This window comes from Ferrovibrio sp. MS7 (genome assembly GCF_038404985.1).
Taxonomy (GTDB): domain Bacteria; phylum Pseudomonadota; class Alphaproteobacteria; order Ferrovibrionales; family Ferrovibrionaceae; genus Ferrovibrio; species Ferrovibrio plantarum.
The window spans coordinates 161958-186321 of sequence record NZ_JBBKBA010000001.1 but is presented as its reverse complement, the minus strand read 5'-3'; the positions used below and the strand labels follow the sequence as shown (position 1 = coordinate 186321).

Below are 24364 nucleotides of genomic sequence, written 5' to 3'. Positions count from 1 at the left end.
AGCAATGAACGCCGGGGTGGGAAAACCTCCCCGGCGTTTCTCTATGTGAGGCTGCCGATGTCCCAGACCGCCGCGATCCAGACCGACTATCCGATCCACCCGCCGAAGCAGGGTCTAAAGTCCTCGCTGCTGAAACTATTCGGCTATGCCCTGGCCTGCGCTGTATTGGTCTGGTCCTACCAGGGGGCCGAGATAAATCCCGGCAACCTTATCCGCGATGCCGGCAACATGGCCACCTTCGCGCGCGACTTCTTCCCGCCGGATTTCCGCGAGTGGCGCTACTACTTCAGCGAACTGCTGGTGACGTTGCATATCGCCATCTGGGGTACCCTGCTGGCCATAATCTTCGCCGTGCCCCTCGGCCTGCTGGCCGCTTCCAATATAGCGCCGGCCTGGGTGAATCAGCCGGTGCGGCGCCTGCTGGATGCGCTGCGTTCGATCAACGAAATGGTTTTCGCCATGCTGTTCGTGGTGGCGGTCGGTCTCGGCCCCTTTGCCGGCGCGCTGGCTTTGTGGATTCACACCACCGGTACATTGGCCAAACTGTTTTCGGAAGCTGTCGAGGCCATCGACCCGCAGCCGGTCGAAGGTATCCGCGCCACCGGCGCCAATCCGCTGGAAGAAATCGTCTATGGTGTCATCCCGCAGGTGATGCCGCTCTGGGTGTCATATTCGCTATACCGCTTCGAGGCCAATGTGCGCTCGGCCTCCGTGGTCGGCATGGTCGGTGCCGGCGGTATCGGCGTGGTGCTGTGGGAAGTGATCCGGGGTTTCCGCTTCGATCAGACCTGCGCCGTGATGATCATGATCATCCTGCTGGTCAGCAGCGTCGACCTGGTGTCTTCGCGCATCCGCAAGCTGTTTATCTAATCCAGGCTTAGGCGGTAACCGACGCCGGGCTCTGTCAGCAATAACTGGGGTTGGGCCGGATCGGCCTCGAGCTTCTGCCGCAACTGGCGGGCAAAGACCCGCAGATACTGCACATCATGTTCATGCGCCGGACCCCAGACCTGGCGCAGGATGAACTGGTGCGTCAGTACCTTGCCGGCATGCTGCACCAGCAGCCGCAGCAGGTCGTATTCCTTTGGCGACAGCTTCACGGCGTCGCCATTCACCGCCACCTGGCGCTTTTCCAGGTCGACACGTAACGGCCCGCTGGTGAAAACCGGTTGTCCGGCGGCAGCGCCAATGGTGTGGCGCAACGCGGCTCGCAGTCGCGCCAGCAATTCACCGGTGCCGAATGGCTTGGTCACGTAGTCGTCGGCACCGGCATCGAGGGCGGCGATCTTGTCGACTTCATCGGCGCGCACGGAGAGCACCACCACCGGCATGCTGCTCCATTCGCGCAGCCGCTTGATAACCTCCTGGCCATCCATATCCGGCAAGCCGAGATCGAGGATCATCAGGTCGGGCTTTTCCAGGGCCGCGAGGCGCAGGCCTTCCTTGGCCGTTGCCGCCTCCAGGATGCGGAAGTCATGTGCTTCCAGACTGACCCGCAGATAGCGGCGGATCTGCGGCTCATCATCGATCACCAGGATGCTGGCGCCATCAGCCATGGCTGCTTTTCTCGTCATTTGGCAGCAAGGGCTGTTCCTCCAGCGGCAGAGTCACCACCATACGCGTGCCGTGGCCATCGGCAACCGGGCTTTCGGCACGGATGCTGCCGCCATGGGCCTGCAGGATGCTGCGGCAGATCGACAGGCCAAGGCCGGTGCCCGCCACCTGCCGATCGCTGGCCTTGACGCGATAGAACATGTCGAACACCTGTTCAAGCTGACCCATTGGAATGCCGCTGCCCTGGTCGGTCACTTCGGCAACAAGCCCATCGCCGTTGCGCGATAGCCGCAGCGCTACCGGGCTGCCCTTGGGCGAATACTTGGCGGCATTATCCAGCAGGTTGATCAGCACCTGTTCGATCAGGATGTAATCAACCCGCAGCAGCGGCAGACCGGGCTCGATCTGGATGGCAATCTCATGCCCGGCCGTGAGGCCCGCCGCGCGCTTCACGGCAGTTGCCACCAGTTCCTCAGGGTCGACCCAGTCAAGCTTGGGCTGCATCGCGCCAGCTTCGATGCGGGTCATGTCGAGCAGGTTGCCGACAAAGCGGTTCAGCCGTTCGGCCTCATCACGCACGGTTTGCATCAGGTCCTGGCGGCCCTTGGCATCGATGCGGTCGCCGAAATTCATCAGGCTGGAAATACCGCCGATGATCGAGGCCAGCGGTGTGCGCAGGTCATGGCTGATCGAGGAGAGCAGGGCGGAGCGCAGCTTCTCGGTTTCGGCGGCGACGCGCGCCTCCGCCACATCGCGATTGAGCAGGCTGCGTTCGATGGCAAGGGCGGCCTGGTTGGCCAGCGCATCCAGCAACCGGCGTTCGTCGGGCCCGAGGGGCGGTCGCTGGTCAGCAAAGCGGATGCCGAGTGCGCCAAGCCGACGCTCGGCGGTGCGCAAGGGCAGGAACAGCCAGTCGGAAGCCGGCAGCGTGCCGGTGCCATGGCCGGCCGGTTCGCCCTTCTCCCAGGCCCAGTCGGCGGCGGCCCTGGCGCGCTCATCGATCTGGTCTTCCGGCGGATAGGCGGCGCGGATGCTCAAATGCCCTGCCAGGTCCTGATGGCCCGGCATCAGCACCAGGGACTGCGCCTTGGCAATGGCGGCAACGTGATGCACCACGGTCCAGAGAATATCATCCTCGGTTGCTGCGCTGGTGACGCGCCGGCTGAAATCATAAAGCGCGGCGGTGCGGCTCTCGCGCGTGCGCGCCGCTTCCGCCTGGGCACGTATGCGGGCGGTCAGGTTGCTGGTCACCAGCGCCACGGCCAGGAAGACGAAGAAAGTGTGGATATTCTCCAGGTTATTGATGGTGAAGGTGTAGAGCGGCGGCAGGAAAAGAAAGTTGTAGCCGAGCACGCAGATTACCGAGCTCAGCACTGCCGCCGCATGGCCATGGCGCAGGGAACTGAGCAGCACCGCCACCAGGATGAACAGCGGGATGCTGGAGGGCGGCAGCCAGGGTTCCGCCAGCTTGACGGCGAGCAATCCGAACAGCGACAACAGTGCTGCCGGCGCCAAGCCGTCCAGCCGCATGTCGGCCAGCCTTGCCCGGGTCACCTCCCACCAGTTCTCCGGCTCCGACTGGCCGGTGACGACATGGATGTTGATGCCTTCGCCGAGTTCCACCAGCCGGTCGGTGAGCGTGCCGCGCAGGCGGTTAAGCAGCCGGCTGCGGTGGCTGCGCGCCACCACGATATCGGTGACGTTGCGCAGCCTGGCTTGGCGGATGATCTCGGCGGGTACGTTACTGGCCGCGACAGTCACCACCTCGGCACCAAATTCTTCTGCAAGTGTCAGTGCGCGATTGATCTGGCTCTTTTCCTCATCCGAAAGCCGGTCATGCGCCGGGGTTTCGACATAGAGCGCGATCCAGGGGCCGCGACGGCGCTCGGCGACGCGGCGCGCGCTGCGCACCAGGCGTGGCAGCAACGGGCTCGGGCTGATGCAGACCATGATGCGGTCCCGCGTCGGCCATGGTCCTGCAATCGCATGAGATTGCATATACGACAGCATCTGGCCATCCACCTGATCCGCCGCCTTGCGCAAAGCCAGTTCGCGCAAAGCCGTCAGGTTGCCGGGCGCGAAGAAATGGTGCACCGCGCGCGCCGCCTGCTCGGGCACATAGACCTTGCCTTCCTGCAGCCGCTTGATCAGTTCCTCCGGCGGCAGATCCACCACTTCGATACTGTCGGCATTGCCGAGCACGGCATCCGGCACTGTCTCGCGCACCTTCACGCGGGTGATCTGCGCCACCACGTCGTTCAGGCTTTCCAGATGCTGAATGTTCAGCGTGGTGTAAACGTCGATACCGGCGGCACGGATTTCTTCGATATCCTGATAGCGTTTTTCGTGCCGGCTGCCCGGCACGTTGGAATGCGCCAGTTCGTCGATGAGCACCAGTTGCGGTCGCCGCCGCAGCACTTCATCGAGATCGAGTTCGTTGAACACCCGGTCACGGTAGTCGACGCGGCGCAGCGGCAATTGCTCCAGGCCACGCAGCAGGAAGGCGGTTTCCTCACGCCCATGGGTCTCCACCACGCCGACCACCACGTCGATGCCTTCGCGCTGGCGGGCATGGGCGGTTTCCAGCATGGCGTAGGTCTTGCCGACGCCAGGCGCGGCCCCCAGGAACACGCTGAGACGACCGCGCTTTTCCTGCGCGGCCGTCTGCAGCAAGGCCTCCGGCGAGGGCCGCCGGTCGCTATCGGTTGGTGGGTCTGCCATGCCAGGCGTTATTGCAAGCGGGTGTCATTGAAGCGGCTTGATCTTATCCAGTGCCAGGTTCAGCGTCAGCACGTTCACGCCTGGCTGGCCCAGAAAGGCCAGGACGGGGCGTTCGGTATGCTGCTCCACCAGCGGCTGCAACTCCACCAGCGCCATGCCGCGGGCGGCGGCGACACGCGGCATCTGGCGTGCCGCATTGGCCGGCGAGATATGCGGGTCGAGGCCGCTGCCCGAGGCGGTGACGGCATCCATGGGAACGGCAGCCGTGCCATCGCGGCCCCTGTAAGTGGCAATATCGCTGGTGGTGCGTTCCACCAGCGCCTTGGCCGTGGGGGCAAGATTCGAGCCGCTAGAAGATGTGGCGTCGTAGCCTTCCTTGCCGGCGGCCGAGGGGCGGGGCTGGAAATATTCCGGCTTGGAGAAATTCTGCCCGATCAGGTGGGAGCCGACGATACGGCCATCCTGCTCGATCAGGCTGCCCTGGGCCTGGCGCGGGAAAAGCCTTTGGCCGAGGCCGGTGACAACAAGCGGGTAGAGCAGCCCGGTGATCACCGTGAGTGTGACGAGCAGGACCAGGGCGGGGCGGAGATGCGACAGCATGATGGTATTCCTTTAAGCGAGATGCAGGGCGGCCACGGCCAGATCAATGACCTTGATGCCGAGAAAGGGCAGCAGCACACCGCCCAGGCCATAGACCAGCAGGTTGCGGCGCAGCAGGCTGGCGGCCGGCAGCGGCTGGTAGCGCACACCGCGCAAGGCCAGCGGAATCAGCGCAATGATGATCAGGGCGTTGAAGATCACCGCCGAAAGGATGGCGCTCTGTGGCGAGGTGAGCTGCATTACGTTCAGCGTGCCGAGCTGCGGGTAGGTGGCCGCGAACAACGCCGGGATGATGGCGAAATACTTTGCCACGTCATTGGCCAGGCTGAAGGTGGTGAGCGAACCGCGGCTGATCAGCAATTGCTTGCCGATCATCACCACCTCGATCAACTTGGTCGGGTTGCTGTCGAGGTCCACCATGTTGCCGGCCTCGCGCGCGGCGGCGGTGCCTATATTCATCGCGAGGCCAACATCGGCCTGGGCCAGCGCCGGTGCATCGTTGGTGCCATCGCCGCACATCGCCACCAGCTTGCCCTGGGCCTGCTCGGTGCGGATCAGGGCCAGCTTCTTCTCCGGCGTGGCTTCCGCGATGAAGTCGTCGACGCCGGCCTCGGCGGCAATGGCAGCGGCGGTGAGCGGGTTGTCGCCGGTCACCATCACGGTGCGGATGCCCATGCGGCGCAATTCGGCAAAGCGTTCGCGGATGCCGCTTTTCACCACGTCCTTGAGATGGATCACGCCCAGGGGACGGCGATCCACCGCCACCAGCAGCGGCGTGCCGCCGGATTTGGCGATGCGCTCAACGATCAGGCCAAGATCGGCCGGGGCATTGCCGCCGCAATAGCGCAGCACAGCATCGCTGGCGCCCTTGCGGATTTCTTTCGCGCCGAGGTCAAGGCCGCTCATGCGGGTCTGCGCCGAAAAGGCGATGAAGTGGCCCATGGCGGCCTGCGGCACAGCATTGCCGAGGCTGTATTTTTCCACCGCCAGCGCGACGATGGACTTGCCTTCCGGGGTATCGTCCGCCACCGAGGCGAGCAAGGCGGCTTCTGCCAGGTCGCGTTCCGTCACGCCCGGCAGGGAGATGAAGGCGGCAGCCATGCGGTTGCCATGGGTAATGGTGCCGGTCTTGTCCAGCAGCAGGGTATCGACATCGCCGGCGGCTTCCACGGCGCGGCCGGACTTGGCGATCACGTTGTGGCGGATCAGGCGGTCCATGCCGGCGATGCCGATGGCCGACAGCAGGCCGCCGATGGTGGTGGGGATCAGCGTCACCAGCAGGGCGATCAGGTAGACCACCGGCACAGGCATGCCGGAATAGATCGCCAGCGCCTCCAGGCTGCCGGTGGTAACCAGGAAGATCAGGGTCATGCCGACCAGCAGCACGGTCAGCGCGATCTCGTTCGGCGTTTTCTGCCGCTTGGCGCCTTCCACCAAGCCGATCATGCGATCGAGGAAGCTTTCGCCGGGATTGACGGTGATGCGGATCTTGATCCAATCCGACAGCACGCGGGTGCCGCCGGTAACACCGGAACGGTCGCCGCCGGATTCCCTTATCACCGGCGCGGATTCGCCGGTGATGGCGGATTCATCCACCGAGGCGATGCCCTCGATCACGTCACCATCGCCGGGCACCGGATCACCGGCCTGCACCAGCACGACATCGCCGACGCGCAAGCTCGTGGCCGGCACCAGTGTTGTGGCGCCATCGCTGCCGAGCTTGAGCGCCATCGCCTCGGTCTTGCCGCGCCGCAGGCTATCGGCCTGGGCTCTGCCGCGCCCCTCGGCCAGCGCTTCGGCGAAATTGCCGAATAGTACGGTGAACCACAGCCAGGCGGCGATCTGGCCGAGCAGGGCGGCTTCGCCGCCGGTAAGCAGATCGCGCAGGAACAGCAGCGTGGCGACCAGGGCCACGGCGGCGGTGACGAACATCACTGGATTGCGCCAGAGATGGCGCGGGTCCAGCTTGGCGACGGCTTGCGTCATGGCCGGCAAAGCCAGGGCCGGATCGAACAGCGCCGGCGCGCCGATGCTACGTTTGCTCATGATGCTTTACTCCTCAGAAGACCCGATGCTTAGAAGCTCTGGCCGGCGGCGAGCAGCAGATGCTCGGCAATCGGCCCCAGCGCCAGGGCGGGGAAGAAGGTGAGGCCGCCGACGATCAGGATGGTGCCGGCCAGCAGCAGCACGAATAGCGCGCCATGGGTCGGGAAACTGCCGCTGGAGGCAGGCACGGCGGGCTTCGCCGCCAGGCCGCCAGCCAGTGCCAGCACCGGCACGATCATGGCGAAGCGGCCGAGCAGCATCGCGATGCCTAGGGCCGTGTTGTAGAAGGGCGAATTGGCGGTAAGGCCGGCGAAGGCGCTGCCATTGTTGCCGGCGGCCGAGGTGAAGGCATACAGCGCCTCGCTCAGGCCATGCGGGCCCGCCGACATCAGGCCGGCAAGCCCGGCCTCGGTGACGAGCGCGACGGCGGTGCCAACCAGGATCACGATGGGCGAAATCAGGATCGCCAGCACCGCCAGCTTGGCTTCGCGCGCCTCGATCTTCTTGCCGAGATATTCCGGGCTGCGGCCCACCATCAGGCCGGCGATGAACAGCGTCGCGACGATGAACAGCAGGATGCCGTAGAAGCCGGCGCCAACACCGCCGACGATGACTTCGCCGAGCATGATGTTGAGCAGCGGCACCAGGCCACCGAGCGGCAGGAAGCTGGAATGCATGGCATTCACTGCACCGCAGGAGGCAGCGGTGGTGATCACTGCAAACAAAGCCGAACTGAAGCTGCCGAAGCGCACTTCCTTGCCTTCCATGTTGCCCAAGGCAGGATCGGCGCCAAGCGCAGTCAGCAGCGGATTGCCCTGGGTTTCGGCATAGCCAGCCGCCAGTGTGCCAAGCACGAACAGCAGCAGCATGGTGGCGAGGATCGCCCAGCCATGGCGCTGGTCGCCGACCATGCGGCCGAACACATTGGTCAGGCCCGCACCGATCAGGAAGATCAGCAGCATCTGCACGAAGTTGCTCAAGGCGGTCGGGTTCTCAAAAGGATGCGCCGCATTGGCATTGAAGAAGCCGCCGCCATTGGTGCCGAGCATCTTGATCGCCACCTGGGAGGCCACCGGCCCCTGGGCGATCACCTGTTCGGCGCCTTCCAGCGTCTTGGCCACCGTGTAGGGGGCGAAATTCTGCGGTATGCCCTGCCAGATCAGGAACACAGCCACCAGCACCGCAATGGGCAGCAGCAGGCCAAGCGTGGCGCGGGTCAGATCGGTCCAGAAATTGCCGAGCGTGCGGGCGGATCGGCGCGCGAAGGCACGGATCGCCGCCAGCGCGATGGCGATGCCGGTGGCTGCCGATAGGAAATTCTGTACCGTCAGAGCAACCATCTGGCTGAAATAGCTCATGGTGCTTTCGCCGCCATAGGATTGCCAGTTGGTGTTGGTGACGAAGCTCACCGCCGTATTGAAGGCGAGATCCGGGCTCAAAGCGGGCAGATCCTGCGGGTTCAGTGGCAGCAGATGCTGCAGCCGCAATACCGCGAACAGCACGGCATAGCCGAGGAAATTGAACAGCAGCAAGGCGATGCAATAGGCAGACCAATGCTGCTCGCGGTCCTCGCGGATCGCAGCCAGCGCATAGAGCGGGCGCTCGACAGGTTTCAGCCAGCCAATCTCGCCGCTGAACAGCTTTGTCATATAGCGTCCGAGCAGCGGCGTCAGCGCCAGCAGCAGGGCCAGGTAGAGGGCAAGCTGGAGATAGTCGTTCTGGGTCATGGCACAGCTTCAGAAACGTTCGGGGCGCAGCAGCGCGTAGACGAGATAGATCGCCAGCAGCAGCGCGATGCCGCCGCCAAGAATGAAGTCGAAGGTCATGGCTGGAATCCTAGAAGGCAGGCCTAGAGGCGCTCGCAGAGCAGGGTGTAGGCGATGAAGCCGGCGAAGAACGCGGCGCCGAGGCCGAAATAGAGCAGGTCGGGCATGGAGGGCTCCTTTGCGAGAGGCAGCTTTACGCCCCTCCTGCATCAGGAAGCCATGCGGCATCCGGGCTGCCGCCATAAGGGAACCATAAAGGTCCCGCCCTGGGCTGGAGCGGGCCGCGCCAGCATGGCCCGGGTGCGGCATTCACATGTCGCTGGGTGTAAATGTGAATTATATCAAATGCTTATGATATTCACGATGGCCCTGGAATTGCTGCATCTTTTATAATGCATGGAGGTTTATGCATTTCTCGCCACAGCAAACCCATGGTCATGTTAGACAATCTATAAGTTAGTTTTAAGATTGGGTAATCTAGGCTGGAATGCTGATCTGTGCTGTCTACTGCTGCTGGTATTGACCGGGTGGTGAGAGGCCGACGTGTCGGAAGGATTCACACAGGGATTGAGCGGTGAAAAGCAAGGCTTCTGGCGCTTCGTACAACGCCAGTTGCGGCATTCCCTAGCTGCGTCCACGGCGGCGATATTCGGTGTTGCCGCTTCGGTAGGTATTTTCCTTTTCAGCAAACACATTGATGACCAGCGCATCTACACTGCGCTGGAATTCCGCGCCGAGTGGCGAGCTAAGGACATTGAGTCGAAGATACGTCTGGCGGCATCCCCCGTGGCGGCCACGGCGGCTTTCGTGGCCTCGCAGGAATTCCTCTTCCCTGGCGAATACAGCAATTTCGTTGGCCGCCTGGTCGGCACCAAGTCCAGCATGCGGGCATTGAGTTGGGCACCGCTCGTGAAGCACAACGAACGGGCCAGTTTTGAGCGCGTCATGTCGCAGACCATCGGGGTATCTTATGCGATCCGCGATGTTTCTATTGCCGGCACCCTGCTGCCAGCCGCCGAGTGGCCGGAATATGCCCCCATCGCCTATACCGAACTGTTTGAAGAGCATGCCCAGCTCTATGGTTATGACTTGCTGCACGATGCTGTGCGCGGTGCGCTGCTGCAGGAGGCGCGCAACACTGGCCAGATGATGGCTACGCCGGCCTGGCAGCCGGCAATGCAGTCGATTGGCGAACCGATGCGGCAACTGATCGCACCGGTCTTCACGTCGACCAAGACGCCAGACGCTGGCAGCCTTGGCAATGCCAGCCGTGGTGAACTGCGCGGTTTCGTTGTCGGCCATTCGCGCATCGCCGCGATCCTGGAACACGCCATCGCCGATACGCCGGAAATCGTTGAATACATTCGCTTCTATACCAATGACGCGAAGGCCGAAGGCATAGGCAAGCTGGTGGCGCTCTATGACCCTGGAGCGAAACAGATCGTGGTGCGCGAGATAGAAAGCTGGCTGCCGCCGCAGGACGCGATGGAGTTCAAGGCTGATTTTGATGATTTCGGCCAGCGCTGGACGCTGGCTTTCGCTTTCCCGGCACCGGTAGCTGGTGCCTTACGGTCCAACCTGCCTTGGGTTTCCGGATTGCTGACCCTGCTGCTGACCGCAATCCTCACGCTGTATTTCATGTACCAGAAGGCACTGCATGAACATATTGCGCAGGCAGTGCAGATGCGTACTCAGGAATTGAGTGAAGCGAATGCGACTCTGGCAGAGGAGGTGGAGGAGCGTAGCAAGGCGGAAAGGATTCTACGGCAACAGGCACGCACCACTGAAACCGCTCTTGCAGCCTTGCCGGTGGCGATCATTTTCATAGACACCCGACGGCGTATCCGTTTCTGGAGTAAAACGGCGGAGCGCATTTTCGGCTATAGCGCCAAGGAGGTAATGGGCCGGCCCTATAATCTGTCGATGCCAGACAGCGCCGAGGAGGCGCATAGCTACTTTAGCCGCGTCGAACAGGGTGAGGTGCTGCACAATATGGAGATTCTGTGCCACCACCGCGATGGTCGCCAGCTCAATGTCAGCTTTTCCGGTGCACCGCTTTATGAGGATGATGTGCTGATCGGCACGCTTGGTGTGATGGAAGATGTTTCGCAGCGGCGGCAGACCGAGATTCAGCTTTTCCAAGCACAAAAGATGGAATCGCTCGGCCAACTTACGGGCGGCCTGGCACATGATTTCAACAACCTGCTGCTGATCGTGATGGGTAATACGCAGTTGCTGCGCGATATGCGTGCGAATGACCAAACGGTGCAGCAGTTTGGCGGCGAGATCATGGCGGCGGCTGAACGTGGTGCCGAACTGGTCCGCAGCATGCTGGCCTTTGCGCGACGCCAGCCGCTGCGGCCGCGCCCGGTGGATTTCAACACAACGATATCGGCAACCACGCGTATGCTGCGTCATGTGTTGGGCGAACGGATCGAGGTTGTCCTGTCGCTTGAACCAGATAGCTGGATGGTCAATGTCGACCCGACGCAGCTTGAGGCATCGCTGGCCAATCTGGCGACCAATGCGCGCGATGCCATGCCGCGTGGCGGACGCCTGAATATCCGTACCCAGCGCCGGCGTCTCGACCGCGACTATGCGTCTCAGCATTCGGATGTGTCGGAAGGCGACTACATGATGCTGGAGGTTAGCGACACCGGCATGGGCATGGCGCCGGACTTGATGAAGCGCATCTTCGAGCCGTTCTTCACCACCAAGGAAGCAGGTCGCGGCTCAGGCTTGGGCTTGAGTATGGTGTTCGGCTTCATCAAGCAGTCCGGCGGGCATCTGAATGTCTACAGCGAGCCGGGTGTTGGTACCACGTTCCGGCTCTATCTGCCGCGCCATATGGGCGAGCAGGAAACGGTCGCGCCGGTCGATGACGTGATCGTGCCAGGTCTGCAGGAAACCGTGCTGGCAGTGGAGGACGATCCGGCCATCCGTAAGCTTGTCGAGCGCGAACTGGAGATGCTTGGCTATCATTGCATCATTGCCGAGAATGCTGCCATCGCACTGGAGGTGCTGGAATCCGGCAAGGCCATTGATCTGCTGTTCTCCGATGTGGTGATGGCCGGCAAGCTCGATGGTCTGGAACTGGCGCATATCGTGCGTAAACGCTGGCCTCAGATTGGCATCGTGCTGACCTCCGGCTTCTCCGATACCAATATTGGCAATGATGGCCAGGTGGCGCATGATTTCCGCCTGCTGAGCAAGCCCTATCGGCGGCAGGAATTGGCCCAGATGCTGCGCGCCGCATTACAGGAGGTCAACCGTGCCAAGGCGGCACCGAAGTAGGATGATTGCCAGACTGCTGGCGGTGTTTGTCAGCCAGACGCAGCGCCAAAAGGTAATGCTTGCATCATCACAGGACGGCTGATCACCGATTGCACCATTGGGCGCTGCTGTCGATGCAGGCTACACCGTGCGGCGCTGGAGATTGCGCAGCCGGGCAAGCAGTTCCCGCAGATCGAAGGGCTTAGCCAGGTAGTCGTCGGCGCCGAATTCAAGGCCTGGCGCCTTGCCCTCTATGTCGCCTTGGCCTGTCAGCATCATAACCGGTATCTGGCTGCGTGCCCGCAACCAGCGCAGCGCGCCCCAGCCATCGCCATCGGGCAGCATCATGTCCAGGATCATCAGGTCTGGGGCGGCGGCGCTAAAGGCATCCTGCATCGCCTTGACGCTGCCGGCGACGCGCACGGCATATCCCTCGCTATCCAGATAGATGGCGAGCAAACGGGCGATGGCGGCGTCGTCCTCAGTAATAAGCAGGTCGAGCTTCTTCATTCAGGCTGCGCTCGAGTCAAATATTTGTGGGCAAATTACCTTCTGCGGAGGCAACGGTATTAGCAGGACAGCGCCGCAATCTTTTGTCGGCGGAAAGAAACATTCGCAAAGCATGCTAGTTGATCTTTCCAGTCTTAACAATCCAGCAATGTTTTATGCTGAAATGAGCGGCAAATTAAGGCTTGCCCATCAAAATGCCGGTGGATGGCGGTGCCTCGCTGCATGGAGGCCGCGATTTAAGCGCCGCCCTCACTGTTCCGCGCTGATGCTTGCGGACTGATTATTTCAGGCGGCCAGCGGCAATGGCGTGTTCGACGCAGTTGGTCACATGCTCGAACAGCGTCTGCTGTGCGCGCGGAATATCCTGCTTCAAGGCGCAGTCCAGCAATGTCTCATGCTGGTGCACCGGCTCGTCGCCGCGGTAATCCAGCACGATCATCTGGTAGCGGAAATATTTGTCGAAGGCAGCGGCATGCGCTTCCATCAGGGTGTGCGAGCCGCAATTCGAAATCAGGGCGCGGTGGAATTCGCTGTCATAGCGTTTCCACTGCTCCGCCGTGCTGTTCTCGCCATGCAGGTTGCGCTCGGTCTGCGCCAGCTTGTGATGCGCCGAGACCACGCGGCCTTCCCATTCCACATCGGCCCTGGCGAAGGATAGCTGGATGGCATGGGTTTCCAGCAGCAGGCGCAGGTCGGCGATTTCGCGCAGGTCGTCGATGGAGGCCGGCGCCACCTCGAAGCCGCGATGGCCTTCCGCCACCACCAGGCCTTCCGCGGAGAGCCGGCAGAGGATTTCGCGCAGCGTGCTGACGCTGATGCCATAGGCTTCCTTCAGCGCCTCCAGCTTCAGCTTCTGCTCCGGCTTGTAGCGGTTGAGAATGATATCGGTGCGGAGGCGGCGATAGCCGTCCTCACCGATCGTCTGCATGGCGTCCAGGCGCTGAATCAAGCTCATAGCCAGTCTTCTTACCGCAACTCCCCCGAGTCGTACGAGGGATCTCACATTCTTGCGCAGTGTAAATATCATCCAGTAAAATAGAAATCATCATATAAAAACTAAAACAAATGTTGACTATGAATTGACCATATGGTCTACGGATGGCCGATAAAGCTGGCCGGGAAAGCCCCGCCATTATCGCCTAGGGGAGAGAAACATATGAAAATTCAGTCACTTATCCTGTCCGCACTGGCTGTGGCGCTGTTCGCTGCGCCGGCCGCCGAGGCCCAGATCCAGGAGCGGACCATCCGCTGGGGCCATCTCAACAACACCGACCACCCGATCAGCTTCGGCGTGCAGAAGACTGCGGAAATCCTGGCCGCCAAGAGCGGTGGCAAGATGAAGATCCGCGAATTCGCTGCCTCCCAGCCCGGCAACGAGATGCAGATGCAGTCCGCTGTGCGCGGCGGCACCCAGGAGATGCTGTCGGCTTCCACCACTTCGCTGGCCGGCGTGATCAAGGAACTCGGCCTGCTCGATTTCCCCTTCCTTGCCAGCACGCCGAACCAGGCCGATGCCCTGGTGGCGGGCCCGTTCGGCCAGGCCCTGCTCGACATGCTGCCGGAGAAGGACATGATCGGGCTCGGTTTCTGGGGCCTGGGCTTCCGCAATGCCACCAACAGCACGCGCCCGATCACCAAGGTGGAGGATTTCCGCGGCCTCAAGCTGCGCGTCATCCCGAACCCGGTCTATCTCGAAACCTTCAAGGCCTTCGGCGCCAACCCGGTGCCGCTGAATTTCGCCGAACTCTACACGGCGCTGGAAACCAAGACCGTGGACGGCCAGGAGAATCCCTATTCGGTGATCCTGTCGAACAAGTTCTTCGAGGTGCAGAAATTCGTCTCGGCGACCAACCACACCTATACGCAGAACGTCATCACCGTCAGCAAGAAAGTCTGGGATCGCTTCTCGGCCGATGAACAGAAGCTGCTGCGTGAGGCGTTTGCCGAAAGCCATGCCTATCAGCGCGAACAGACCAAACTGGCTGCCGACAAGGCTTTGGGCGAATTGAAGGCCAAGGGCATGCAGTTCAACGAGATCGCGCCGGCGGAATATGCCCGCCTGCAGGAAACCGTGAAGCCGGTGACGGAGAAGTTCGCCGCCGAGATGAATCCGGCCATCGTCAAGCTGTTCAACAGCGAACTCGAGCGCATCCGGAAGCTGAACTAAGCCTTGTTGCGGATGGGGTAGCCAGGCCATGGCCAAGCTGATCGACTATTACTGCCTCGCGCTGAAATACGTGATTGCGCTGTTTCTTGCGGTGATGGTGGTGCTGGTGTTCGGCAATGTCGTGCTGCGCTACGGCTTCAATTCCGGCATCACCTTTGCCGAGGAATTGTCCCGCTGGCTCATGGTCTGGCTCACCTTCCTGGGTGCCGTCGTGGCACTCCGGGAACGCGGCCATCTCGGCGTGGATACCCTGATCCTGCTGCTGCCGCCGCTGGGCAAGCGCCTCTGCTTTGTCGTCAGCTACAGCCTGATGCTCTATGCCGACTGGCTGCTGCTCTCGGGCAGTTGGACGCAGGTGCTGATTACCGCCGGCGACCGCGCCCCCGCCACCAGTCTCTCGGTCGGCCTTTTCTATGGCGCGGGTCTGGCTTTCGGCGCCTCGGCCGGCATCATCCTGGCCTATGACCTGGTGCGTTTCCTGCGCGGCGACCTGACCGACGATGAACTCGTTACGGTCCGGGAATCGGAAGAACAGTAGAACGCCATGACCATCGCGATTTTCACCTTCTCGCTGCTCGGCGCCATGGCGCTGGGCATGCCGATCGCCTTCGCCCTGCTGGTTTGCGGCGTGGCGCTGATGGTTCAGCTCGATATCTTCGATGCCCAGATCATCGCGCAGAATGTCATCAATGGTGCCGATAGCTTCCCGCTGATGGCAGTACCGTTCTTCATGCTGGCCGGCGAAGTGATGAATGCCGGTGGCCTGTCCAAGCGCATCGTCAATGTTGCCATGGCCTTTGTCGGCCATGTCCGTGGCGGGCTCGGCTATGTTGCCATTCTCGCGGCCTGCCTGCTTTCGGCCCTGTCCGGCTCAGCGGTGGCCGATGCGGCAGCGCTCTCGGCGCTGATGATTCCGATGATGGTGAAGGCCGGCCATGACAAGGCCACGGCCGGCGGCCTGATAGCGGCCTCCGGCATCATCGGTCCGGTGATCCCGCCCAGCATTGGCTTCGTCATCTTCGGCGTGGTCGGCGGCGTCTCGATCACCAAGCTGTTTCTCGCCGGCATCTTCCCTGGCTTGATGATCGGCCTGGCGCTCGGCGTCGCCTGGTGGTGGAAGGTGCGTGGCGAGAATATCGCAACACCGCCGCGGGCGCCGTGGCGCGAGAAAATCCGGGCGGTGATTGATGGATCCTGGGCACTCGGCCTGCCGCTGATCATTGTCTTCGGCCTGAAGTTTGGCGTTTTCACGCCCACCGAGGCGGCCGTTGTCGTTGCCGTCTATGCTCTGTTCGTTGCCACCTGCATCTATCGCGAATTGAAGCCGCGCGACATTCTCCCGGTTTTTATCCGTGCAGCCTATACCACGGCCGTGATCATGTTCCTGGTCGCCGCCGCGCTGGTCTCCTCCTGGCTGATCACGGTGTCGGAAATCTCGGCGCAGATCGTCGATATACTGCGGCCCTTCATGGGCAATCAGACCCTGTTGCTGATCGCCATCATGGTGGTGGTGGTGATCGTCGGCACGGCGCTGGACATGACCCCCACCATCCTGATCCTGACACCGATCCTGATGCCGATCATCAAGCAGGCGGGCATTGATCCGGTCTATTTCGGCGTCCTGTTCATCATCAACAATTCCATCGGCCTGATCACGCCGCCGGTTGGCGTGGTGCTGAACGTGGTGGCCGGTGTTGCCCGGATTCCGATGGCCGAGCTGATCAAGGCCGCCTGGCCGTTCCTGTGGGCCGAACTGGTGGTGCTGTTCCTGATGGTGCTGTTTCCAGCCCTGGTCATGGTGCCCGCCAAATGGTTCAGTTAGCAGGCCGCATCCAAATGTTTCCTGGTGATCACCCATGACCGTCCGACTACTGATTATCAACGGCCCCAACCTGAACCTGCTCGGCGTGCGCGAACCGCATATCTATGGCCATACCACGCTGGCTGAAATCCAGGGCTATTGCGCGGATTTCGCCACGCGCATGAAGGTCGAACTGGATTTCCGGCAATCGAACCATGAAGGCGAGATCGTCGACATGATCCAGCAGGCACGTGGCAGCGCCGATGCCATTGTGATCAATCCGGCGGGCTACTCCTTTACCTCGGTCGCGATCTACGACGCCTTGAAGATATTCGAAGGGCCGGTGATCGAGGTGCATATCTCGAATATCCATGCCCGCGACGAGATGCACCGCCATTCCAAGCTGTCTGCGGCGGCTTCGGGTGTGATCTGCGGGCTTGGCCCCTTTGGCTATATTGTTGGCATGCAGGCAGCTTTGTCGATGTTGAACAAGCTGCCGGCGGATTTCCCAGCCGCGCTGCCACGCAAGAAGAAGTAGAGGAACAGGATGCTCGGCAGCGGATTTCTGGCGATCTGGAGCGATGTAGCGCCCGAGCTTGAAACCGATTACCTGCATTGGCTGACCCGTGAACACACGGCGGAACGCATGGGCGTGCAGGGCTTCATTGCCGTGCGGGTATTCCGCGCCCTGCTTCCGGCTATCAACCGCTTCCTCATCGTCTATGAACTGGAGACGCCGGAGGCTCTGGACGGGCAGCCTTATCTCGACCGCCTCAATAACCCGACGCCCTGGTCGCAGCGGATCATGCCGATCCTGCAGAATTTCGCGCGTGGCGGCGGAGAGCGACGCCTGTCGCGTGGCGAAGGCCAAGGCGGCTTCCTTGCCGCCCTGCCGCTTGAGCGTGCGCCGCAGGATGCGGATGCCCTGCTGGATGAACTGGCGGCTACGGATCGCATCGCTGCCGTTCACTTGCTCGTCACCGATCAGGTGCGCACGTCCATTCAGACCAACGAGAAGCAACTGCGCGAGCGGGACCGTAGTTTTGCCGCCCTGTTGCTGATCGAGGGCTTGGATCAGGCTGCCCTGCACAATGCCACTGCCCGGCATGCCGACCCGTTGCAGCATGCGGGTGCGGCAGCGCAGCAACCACTCTACTCTTTCATGTTCGCCCTGAACGGCCGCCGCTGGCCGTGAGGCTTCACCGATAAGGATTTCAGGCCATGAGTCGCAAGCTGCGCTTCGGTGTTCTGGGCGGCGCGAATATCGCGCGGATGTTCGTTGCCGGCTGTGCGCCGTCTGAGCATGTTGAAATCATCGCGATTGCCAGCCGCGACCAGAGCCGCGCCGACGCCATGGCCAGGGAACTCGGTATCAAGCGCGCACTGGGCTCCTACGAGGCGTTGCTGGCCGATCCGGAAATCGACGCGATCTATCTGCCGCTGCCGAATTCGCTGCATGCGCCCTGGGCGATCAAGGCGACGGAAGCCGGCAAGCATGTGCTATGCGAAAAGCCACTGGCGATGAATGCCGCTGAAGTCGCGGCGATGTTCGCCGCTGCCGACCGCCACGGCGTGATCCTGCGCGAAGGCTATCCCTATATGGCGCAACCGCAGACGATTACATTGTGGCAGATGCTGCACGAGGGCGCTATCGGCCAGTTGAAGCTGATCCGCTCCACCTTTTCGGTGTTGTTCAAGGATCCGGCCAATATCCGCCTGATGCCCGATCTGGGCGGTGGCGCCCTGTATGATGCCGGCAGCTATGCCGCCAGCCTGATCCGGCTTGCCGCCGGCCGGCGCCCGCTGCGCGTGCAGGCCACCTGGCAGGTGGATGGCAATGGCGTGGATGTCACCACACTGGCCAATATCGATTTCGGCAGCGGCTTGTTCGCGCAGCTTTCCTGCAGTTTCGATGCAGCGTATTTCCGCAGTGCCTCGATTGCCGGCGAAAGCGGCATCATCGAAACCAATTACCTGAACCATCCACCGATGGGGGGGCCGCCGCTGTTGCAGATCCGGCGCGGCACCACGCTTGCCTTGCCGCTGGAGCCGCTGGCTGTCCCTGATGGCAACGGCTTCCGCCTGGAGGCCGAGGAATTTGCCAGCCTGGTGGCAGGCAAGGGCGGCTGGCATGGCGCCTCGCCGGCAGAATCCCTCGATATTGCCCTGATTCTCGATGCGATCCGGGCCAGCGCACCGAGCGGCGCCTGGGTGGCGCTCAGCCCGTCCTAGCCTTTACGAACTCGACTTGATCAGGCGGCGGCAGGACGCCTCGCAATGCTCGCGGCAGAGCCGCGCCACCAGATCGCCATCGCCAGCCTTCAGCGCCTCGAACAGGTTGCGGTGGTCGTCCTGTGATTCCTCGAGCGACTGAATCCCTTCGCCCATGCGGATATAGGGATCAAGGCTGTCATGCACGCTGCTGAGCAGGCGGCAGAGATGAGCGCGCTGCGAGCTGGCGAAAAAGCGATGATGGAATAGCCGGTTCAGACGATAGAATTCCGCTGCATCCAGCGGTTCGCGGAATGCTGCGGCATCAAGCCGTTCCAGGATTTCACCGACTTCGGCGATATCCTTTTCGGTTCTGTTGACGGCCGCGAGATAGCCGGCGCGCGCCTCCATCATGGCGCGGATATCGAATAGTTCTTCGATCTCCTTGGTATCGAGCAGCGCAACGTAGTAGCCGCGCCGGGGGCGCAGCACGACAAGGCCTTCTGAATCTAGCTGGCGCAGGGCCTCGCGCAGCGGCAGGCGGCTGATGCCGAGTTCATTCGACAATTTCTCCTGCCGCAGCGGGGCGCCGGCTTGCAGCTTGCCGCTCAGGATTGCCTGTCGGAGATGCCTGTAGGCGTGCTCGGTAAGGCTGGTCGGTAATGGCGGGGGCGGCTCTTGGTCTCGGGTGAGAACTGCTGATTCCGACACCTGATTTATCCCTTAAAAAATTGGCGCTTGTAGATTGGATCCAATTTAGCTATAACCAATCCCGAAGTCAACGGGTAAAAGATTACCCAGTACAACTATCGAGGATTGTAATGGCCCTGTTCCTGAACGAGCATGACGTCGAAGAACTCCTGACGGTTACCGATTCCATGGACGTGCTTGAGGCGTCCATCCGGGAGCAGGGGCAGAAGATCGCGACCAACCGGCCGCGTCAGATCGTTGCCACCCCGAATGCCCAGCTTTCGGTGCTGCCGGCGGCGATCCCGAGCCTGGGCAGCCTGGGCTACAAGACCTACACCGTCGGCCCCGATGGCGTGCGCTTCTGGCTGCTGCTGTTCAAGGAAGACGGCGAACTGCATTGTCTGATGGAAGCCGAGCATATCGGCCTGATCCGCACCGGCGGCGCCTCCGGCATCGCCACCAAGTATATGAGCCGCGAGGACAGCAAGGTCGCCGGCATCCTGGGCACCGGCTATCAGGCGCCGAGCCAGCTTGAGGCCGTCTGCAAAGTACGCAAGATCGAGAAGGTGCTGGCCTACAGCCGCACCACGGAAAAGCTGCTCGAATTCTGCAAGGGCATGAGCAAGCATCTCGGCCTCCCGGTGGAACCGGCGAAGTCGGTCGAGGAAGTCGTGCGCAAGTCCGACGTGCTGTGCACCATCACCTCGTCCAAGGATCCCGTCGTTGATGGCTCCTGGGTGCCCGAGGGCCAGCATATCAACCTAGTGGGCGCCATGAAGCCGACCAGCCGCGAAATCGACACGCTGACCATCGAGCGTGCCGACCTGATCGCGGTCGATGATTGGCAGCAGAGCCATGTCGAGTCGGGCGAATTCATCAAGGCGGTCGAGGAAGGCCGCCTCGACTGGAACCGTATCCGAGAATTCAGCGATGTCGTCGCCGAAGCGCCGAAGCGCAAGCCGGGTTCGATCAGCCTGTTCAAATCCCATGGCGTCGGCCTCTGGGATATCGCCATGGCCTCGCTGGTTTATGACCGCGCGGTGAAGCGCGGCATGGGCGTTGAACTGCCGATCAAGCAGCAGACCAAGGCGCTGCGCCGTGGCCACTCGGACCAGGTCCGAGCTTGGGCCGCCAGCTAAGCCCTACCTGATTGCGGGGAAATACCGTTGATGGATGCCACCTCACTCTTCAAGACGCTTCGGACCATCATCACGTATCTGGTTTATACCGTGATGCTGACGCCGGTGGTCCTGGTGGTGTGGGCGGCATTCTTCGACAGTACCTTCATGTCGTTTCCGCCGCCCGGCTACACGCTCAACTGGTTTGTGCGGGCGGCGGAGCACACCGCCTTCACCAGCGGCTTCAAGACCAGCATCAAGGTGGCACTGGCCGCCACCTTCCTGGGTGTGCTGACCGGCACCGCCGCCAGCCTGGTGATTATCCGCAGTGGCCTGCGCGGCATGAAGCTGCTGCAGGGCCTGCTACTCACGCCGATGATCGTGCCGAATATCGTGCTCGGCATTGCGCTCTATATCTTCTTCATCGCGGTGGCCAACTGGAGCGGCTTTGATCTCACGCAAGGGATCCTCGGCTTGGTGCTGGCGCATACGCTGCTCACCATTCCGTGGTCGGTGCGGCTGATATGCGCTAATCTCGTCGGCCTCAACCGCTCGATCGAAGAGGCGGCGGCCAATCTCGGAGCACCGCCGCTGGTGGTATTCTGGCGCATCACGCTGCCGATGATGCGCTCCGGCGTCATTGCCGCGGCGTTGTTCAGCTTCATCATCTCATTCGAAAATCTCGAAATATCGTTGCTGCTGGTACAGCCGGGTTCCACCACATTCCCGATTGCGCTGATGCAATATCTGGAATTCCAGATGGACCCAACCGTGGCGGCGGCCACGGCTGTGCAGGTAGCCGTTGTGGCGGCGGTGCTTCTGATTACCGATCGCTTCGTTAAATTGAGCCGGGTGGTATAATGGCGCGTCTTTCCATCGAAGAAGTATCCAAGCACTTCGACGCCAGCAGTGTTCCGGCGGTGGACCGCGTTTCGCTGCAGGTGGAAGGTGCGGAACTGGTCGCACTGCTTGGCCCCAGCGGCTGCGGCAAGACCACGTTGCTGCGCATGATCGCCGGTTTCATGCCGGTGACATCGGGTCGCATCCAGATTGCTGGCAAGGACGTCACCCATACGCCGCCGCACAAGCGCGATACCGGCATGGTGTTTCAGAGTTACGCGCTGTTTCCCCACATGACCGTGGCGGAGAACGTGGCTTTCGGCCTCGAGATGCGCAAAGTGTCGAAGGAAGATATGAAGGCGAAGGTGGCGGAAGCCCTGCGCCTGGTACGCCTCGACGGCTTTGCCGAACGCTATCCACGCCAGCTCTCCGGCGGCCAGCAGCAGCGCGTCGCCATCGCGCGTGCCCTGGCGGTGCGGCCGGGCGTGTTCCTGCTTGATGAGCCCCTGTCCAACCTGGATGCGAAGCTGCGCCAGAGCGTCGGTCTTGAGATCCGCGCCCTGCAGCAATCGCTCGGCCTGACCACGGTTTTCGTCACCCATGACCAGAACGAGGCGCTGGCGCTGGCTGATCGTCTGGTGCTGATGAATGGCGGCCGCGTCGAGCAGACCGGCTCGGCTACCGAACTCTACACCAATCCGAAGAATGTCTTCGTCGCCAGTTTCCTCGGCCATACCAACCTGATGCCGGGCAAGGTGGCAGAGAAGGGCCGCTTTATCGCCGATAGTGGCTTGGCAATCCAATGCGATACCGGTGTGTTCGATACCGGCAGCCGCGCAGTGCTATGCGTACGGCCGGAGAATATCGAGCTGACCGATGCAGCCGGCATTGCTGAAAACCACGTCTCGGGCCGGATCGAGCGCCTCACTTACCTCGGTTCGATCACCGAAATCGAAATACGCCCGCCGCAGCAGAGCCAGACAATCCTGGTGCATCTGCAAAACCGCGACAAGCCGAATGCCGGCCTGTCAGTCGGTGCCGATTGCAGCGTCGGCTGGAAGAGCACTGCAGCCAGATTGCTGCAAGAGAATTAACCAAGAAGCGAGAGACAGGAGAGCATCATGATCATTCAGACGCGTCGCAACTTCCTCAAGCTAACCGCTGGTTTGGGCGGCCTGGCCGCCACCGGTGCGTCCATGCCGGTCTTTGCCCAGGGCAAGCAAGTGGTGCTGGGCACCTGGGGTGGCGATTCTGAGCGCATTCTCCGCTCGTCCCTGGCCGTGAAGGCGAAGGAGCGTTACGGCATCGAGATCGTTTTCGATGTCGGCACCCCCACCGCCCGCAAGACCAAGCTGCTCGCCCAGGCCAGCCGCCCGCAGAACAGCATGGATATTCCGTGGCTGGTCGATGGTGACATGTACCAGATGAACCAGCAGAATATCCTGAAGCCGAACGATCCCTCGGCCATCCCGAACTACAACACGCTGTTCAAGGAATTCCAGACCGACTACAGCATCCCGAATTGTTACGGCGCCCTGGTGCTGGTCTACAACAAGAAGGTCACGCCGCTGAAGTCGATCAAGGATCTGTGGAAGAAGGAATATGCCGGCAAGATCGGATTCACGGATCTTTCCTACGACAAGATCATCCCGATGACCGCCATTGCTTTCGGCGGCAGCGTCAGCAACTACACCCCGGCCTACGATGCTCTGCTCGAACTCAAGAAGCAGGGTGTCCGCGTCTATCCGTCCAATGAAGCCGTCGGTGCCGCGCTGAAGAGCGAGGAAATCCTGGTGTCGCTGATGTGGAAGGGCCGCGCCTACCAGTGGGCCGAGCAGGGCGTGCCGCTGCTCAACACCACCCCGAGCGAAGGCGTCTATCCGACCTTCTTCGTCTTCGGTGTGACCCGCAATACCCGCGATCCGGATGCAGCCAACAAGGTGCTGGGCGCCGCCCTCGAGCCGGATGTGCAGCTTGCCGTGTCTGCCGCCATCGGCCAGGTGCCGACGGTCACCACCGCCAAGCTGCCGGCGGATATGGAAGAGAAGATCGGCTTCACCGAGGCTGACCGGGCCAAGTTCCACAAGCCCGATTATGCCTATGCCACGCTGAAGGCGACCGAAATCAGCGAATTCTGGAACCAGAAGTTCAAGGGCTGATAATGGCCGCTGCAACGACAACAAGGCACGGCCGGTCCTCGGCCGTGCTCTTGATGGGGCCGGGGCTGGTTGTCATGCTCCTGCTGCTGGTGCTGCCCTTGTTGACGCTGTTGCGATACAGCTTCAACAAGTTCACGCCAGGGCAGCTCATGTCCGAGGCCTTCATCCTCGACAATTACATCAAGTTCTTTGCCGAGCCGTATTTCCGCGAGGTGATGACTGGCACCTTCGGGCTGGCGGCGATCTGCACCGTCAGCAGCGTCGCGCTCGGCTATCCGGTCGCCTATATGCTGGCGCGCACCCATACACGCTGGAAAAGCGTGCTGATCATCCTGGTGCTGTTCCCGCTGTTGGTCGGCAATGTGGTGCGTGCGGCAGGCTGGACGATCTTTCTCAGCCGCGACGGATTGCTGAATCATCTGGTGATCAGTTTGGGTCTTTCGCCCGAACCGCTGCAATTCATGTATACCAACACGGCAGTGTTTGTCGGCCTCATGAGCGTGATGCTGCCCTTCGTCATCCTGACCTTGCTGGGTGTCCTGGAGGGGCTGGATTTCACGCTGTTCGATGCTGCCCGCAATCTCGGCGCCTCGCCGGCAACTGCTTTCCGACGCGTCATCCTGCCGCTGTCGATTCCGGGTGTTTCGGCCGCCTCCGTGCTGGTTTTCACTATCGGCATGAACTCCTATGCCACGCCGGTGCTGCTTGGCGGCGCTGAATTCCGCATGATGGCGCCCACGGTCTATCAGCAATTCGCGCTGGTGATGAACTGGCCGTTCGGCGCCGCCCTGGCCTTCATCCTGATCGCCGTCACCGGCGGCGCCTCGGTCCTGTCGAGCCTGTTCCTGGCGCGGCAGAATCGATTGCTGGGCCAGTGATGGCGGGTTGCGGGTTGCGCTACAATGCCG

At 61.8% G+C, this 24364-nt stretch carries 22 protein-coding genes; 13 read left to right on the top strand and 9 right to left on the bottom strand.

Features of this window, described 5'->3' with window-relative positions; genetic code table 11:
* The first annotated feature begins 57 nt into the window (after positions 1-57).
* Positions 58-870 (top strand): phosphonate ABC transporter, permease protein PhnE, encoded by an 813-nt coding sequence (phnE, locus tag V6B08_RS00830; RefSeq protein WP_341977125.1) that lies wholly within the window; start codon positions 58-60, stop codon positions 868-870.
* On the opposite strand, the gene V6B08_RS00825 is transcribed toward phnE, so the two are convergent.
* Genes V6B08_RS00825 through kdpF form a run of 6 tightly spaced genes read right to left on the bottom strand, consistent with a single transcriptional unit; the run spans position 867 to position 8747 of the window.
* A complete protein-coding gene (locus V6B08_RS00825; RefSeq protein ID WP_341977123.1) occupies positions 867-1556 on the bottom strand; it encodes a response regulator in 690 nt (229 codons plus the stop codon). The two genes, phnE and V6B08_RS00825, sit on opposite strands and share 4 nt — an antisense overlap.
* Positions 1549-4275 (bottom strand): ATP-binding protein, encoded by a 2727-nt coding sequence (locus V6B08_RS00820; protein WP_341977121.1) that lies wholly within the window; start codon positions 4273-4275, stop codon positions 1549-1551. Before V6B08_RS00820 ends, V6B08_RS00825 begins: the two co-directional genes overlap by 8 nt.
* Positions 4276-4299: 24 nt before the next feature.
* Positions 4300-4875, bottom strand: coding sequence for a potassium-transporting ATPase subunit KdpC (kdpC, locus tag V6B08_RS00815; RefSeq protein WP_341977119.1), 576 nt, complete (start codon positions 4873-4875; stop codon positions 4300-4302).
* A gap of 12 nt (positions 4876-4887) precedes the next feature.
* Positions 4888-6921, bottom strand: a complete 2034-nt coding sequence (kdpB, locus tag V6B08_RS00810; RefSeq protein WP_341977117.1) for a potassium-transporting ATPase subunit KdpB — start codon at positions 6919-6921, stop codon at positions 4888-4890.
* 29 nt (positions 6922-6950) lie between these two features.
* The gene (gene kdpA / locus V6B08_RS00805) at positions 6951-8648 is read right to left on the bottom strand and encodes a potassium-transporting ATPase subunit KdpA (protein WP_341977115.1); all 1698 of its coding nucleotides are present in this window, start codon (positions 8646-8648) and stop codon (positions 6951-6953) included.
* A 9-nt stretch (positions 8649-8657) separates the two neighbouring features.
* Complete coding sequence (gene kdpF / locus V6B08_RS00800; protein ID WP_341977113.1) at positions 8658-8747, bottom strand: K(+)-transporting ATPase subunit F; 90 nt, start codon at positions 8745-8747, stop codon at positions 8658-8660.
* Between the two features lie 483 nt (positions 8748-9230).
* Between kdpF and V6B08_RS00795 the strand changes: the two genes are divergently transcribed.
* Positions 9231-11981, top strand: coding sequence for an ATP-binding protein (locus V6B08_RS00795; protein ID WP_341977111.1), 2751 nt, complete (start codon positions 9231-9233; stop codon positions 11979-11981).
* A gap of 120 nt (positions 11982-12101) precedes the next feature.
* Here the strand turns inward: V6B08_RS00795 and V6B08_RS00790 are convergent, their stop codons facing one another.
* Together V6B08_RS00790 and V6B08_RS00785 are read right to left on the bottom strand one after the other, a co-directional pair.
* Positions 12102-12470, bottom strand: coding sequence for a response regulator transcription factor (locus tag V6B08_RS00790; RefSeq protein ID WP_341977109.1), 369 nt, complete (start codon positions 12468-12470; stop codon positions 12102-12104).
* A gap of 280 nt (positions 12471-12750) precedes the next feature.
* Positions 12751-13425: a GntR family transcriptional regulator gene (locus tag V6B08_RS00785; protein ID WP_341977107.1), complete on the bottom strand. Its 675-nt coding sequence runs from the start codon at positions 13423-13425 to the stop codon at positions 12751-12753.
* 201 nt (positions 13426-13626) lie between these two features.
* On the opposite strand from V6B08_RS00785, the gene V6B08_RS00780 reads away from it, so the two are divergent.
* Genes V6B08_RS00780 through V6B08_RS00755 form a run of 6 tightly spaced genes read left to right on the top strand, consistent with a single transcriptional unit; the run spans position 13627 to position 18670 of the window.
* Complete coding sequence (locus V6B08_RS00780; protein ID WP_341977105.1) at positions 13627-14637, top strand: TRAP transporter substrate-binding protein; 1011 nt, start codon at positions 13627-13629, stop codon at positions 14635-14637.
* Positions 14638-14665: 28 nt separating this feature from the next.
* A complete protein-coding gene (locus V6B08_RS00775) occupies positions 14666-15175 on the top strand; it encodes a TRAP transporter small permease (RefSeq protein ID WP_341977103.1) in 510 nt (169 codons plus the stop codon).
* A gap of 6 nt (positions 15176-15181) precedes the next feature.
* Positions 15182-16459, top strand: a complete 1278-nt coding sequence (locus V6B08_RS00770; RefSeq protein WP_341977101.1) for a TRAP transporter large permease — start codon at positions 15182-15184, stop codon at positions 16457-16459.
* A 34-nt stretch (positions 16460-16493) separates the two neighbouring features.
* Positions 16494-16976 (top strand): type II 3-dehydroquinate dehydratase, encoded by a 483-nt coding sequence (gene aroQ / locus V6B08_RS00765; RefSeq protein WP_341977099.1) that lies wholly within the window; start codon positions 16494-16496, stop codon positions 16974-16976.
* 9 nt (positions 16977-16985) lie between these two features.
* Positions 16986-17633, top strand: coding sequence for a hypothetical protein (locus V6B08_RS00760; protein WP_341977097.1), 648 nt, complete (start codon positions 16986-16988; stop codon positions 17631-17633).
* A gap of 26 nt (positions 17634-17659) precedes the next feature.
* The gene (locus tag V6B08_RS00755; protein ID WP_341977095.1) at positions 17660-18670 is read left to right on the top strand and encodes a Gfo/Idh/MocA family protein; all 1011 of its coding nucleotides are present in this window, start codon (positions 17660-17662) and stop codon (positions 18668-18670) included.
* A gap of 3 nt (positions 18671-18673) precedes the next feature.
* On the opposite strand, the gene V6B08_RS00750 is transcribed toward V6B08_RS00755, so the two are convergent.
* Complete coding sequence (locus V6B08_RS00750) at positions 18674-19360, bottom strand: GntR family transcriptional regulator (protein WP_341977092.1); 687 nt, start codon at positions 19358-19360, stop codon at positions 18674-18676.
* A gap of 110 nt (positions 19361-19470) precedes the next feature.
* Here V6B08_RS00750 and V6B08_RS00745 point away from each other — a divergent pair, with 110 nt between their 5' ends.
* The 5 genes from V6B08_RS00745 to V6B08_RS00725 all read left to right on the top strand — a co-directional run bounded on the left by V6B08_RS00745 (position 19471) and on the right by V6B08_RS00725 (position 24334).
* Positions 19471-20478 (top strand): ornithine cyclodeaminase family protein, encoded by a 1008-nt coding sequence (locus tag V6B08_RS00745; protein ID WP_341977090.1) that lies wholly within the window; start codon positions 19471-19473, stop codon positions 20476-20478.
* A gap of 30 nt (positions 20479-20508) precedes the next feature.
* Positions 20509-21318 carry an ABC transporter permease gene (locus V6B08_RS00740; protein ID WP_341977088.1) on the top strand — a complete coding sequence of 270 codons (810 nt, stop codon included), beginning with the start codon at positions 20509-20511 and terminating at the stop codon, positions 21316-21318.
* Entirely contained in the window at positions 21318-22391 is a 1074-nt protein-coding gene (locus V6B08_RS00735) for an ABC transporter ATP-binding protein (RefSeq protein ID WP_341977086.1), read from the top strand. The genes V6B08_RS00740 and V6B08_RS00735 overlap by 1 nt, the downstream gene beginning before the upstream one ends.
* 27 nt (positions 22392-22418) lie before the next feature.
* Positions 22419-23456, top strand: a complete 1038-nt coding sequence (locus V6B08_RS00730) for an ABC transporter substrate-binding protein (protein ID WP_341977084.1) — start codon at positions 22419-22421, stop codon at positions 23454-23456.
* Between the two features lie 74 nt (positions 23457-23530).
* Positions 23531-24334 (top strand): ABC transporter permease, encoded by an 804-nt coding sequence (locus V6B08_RS00725; protein ID WP_341977082.1) that lies wholly within the window; start codon positions 23531-23533, stop codon positions 24332-24334.
* Positions 24335-24364: the final 30 nt, after the last annotated feature.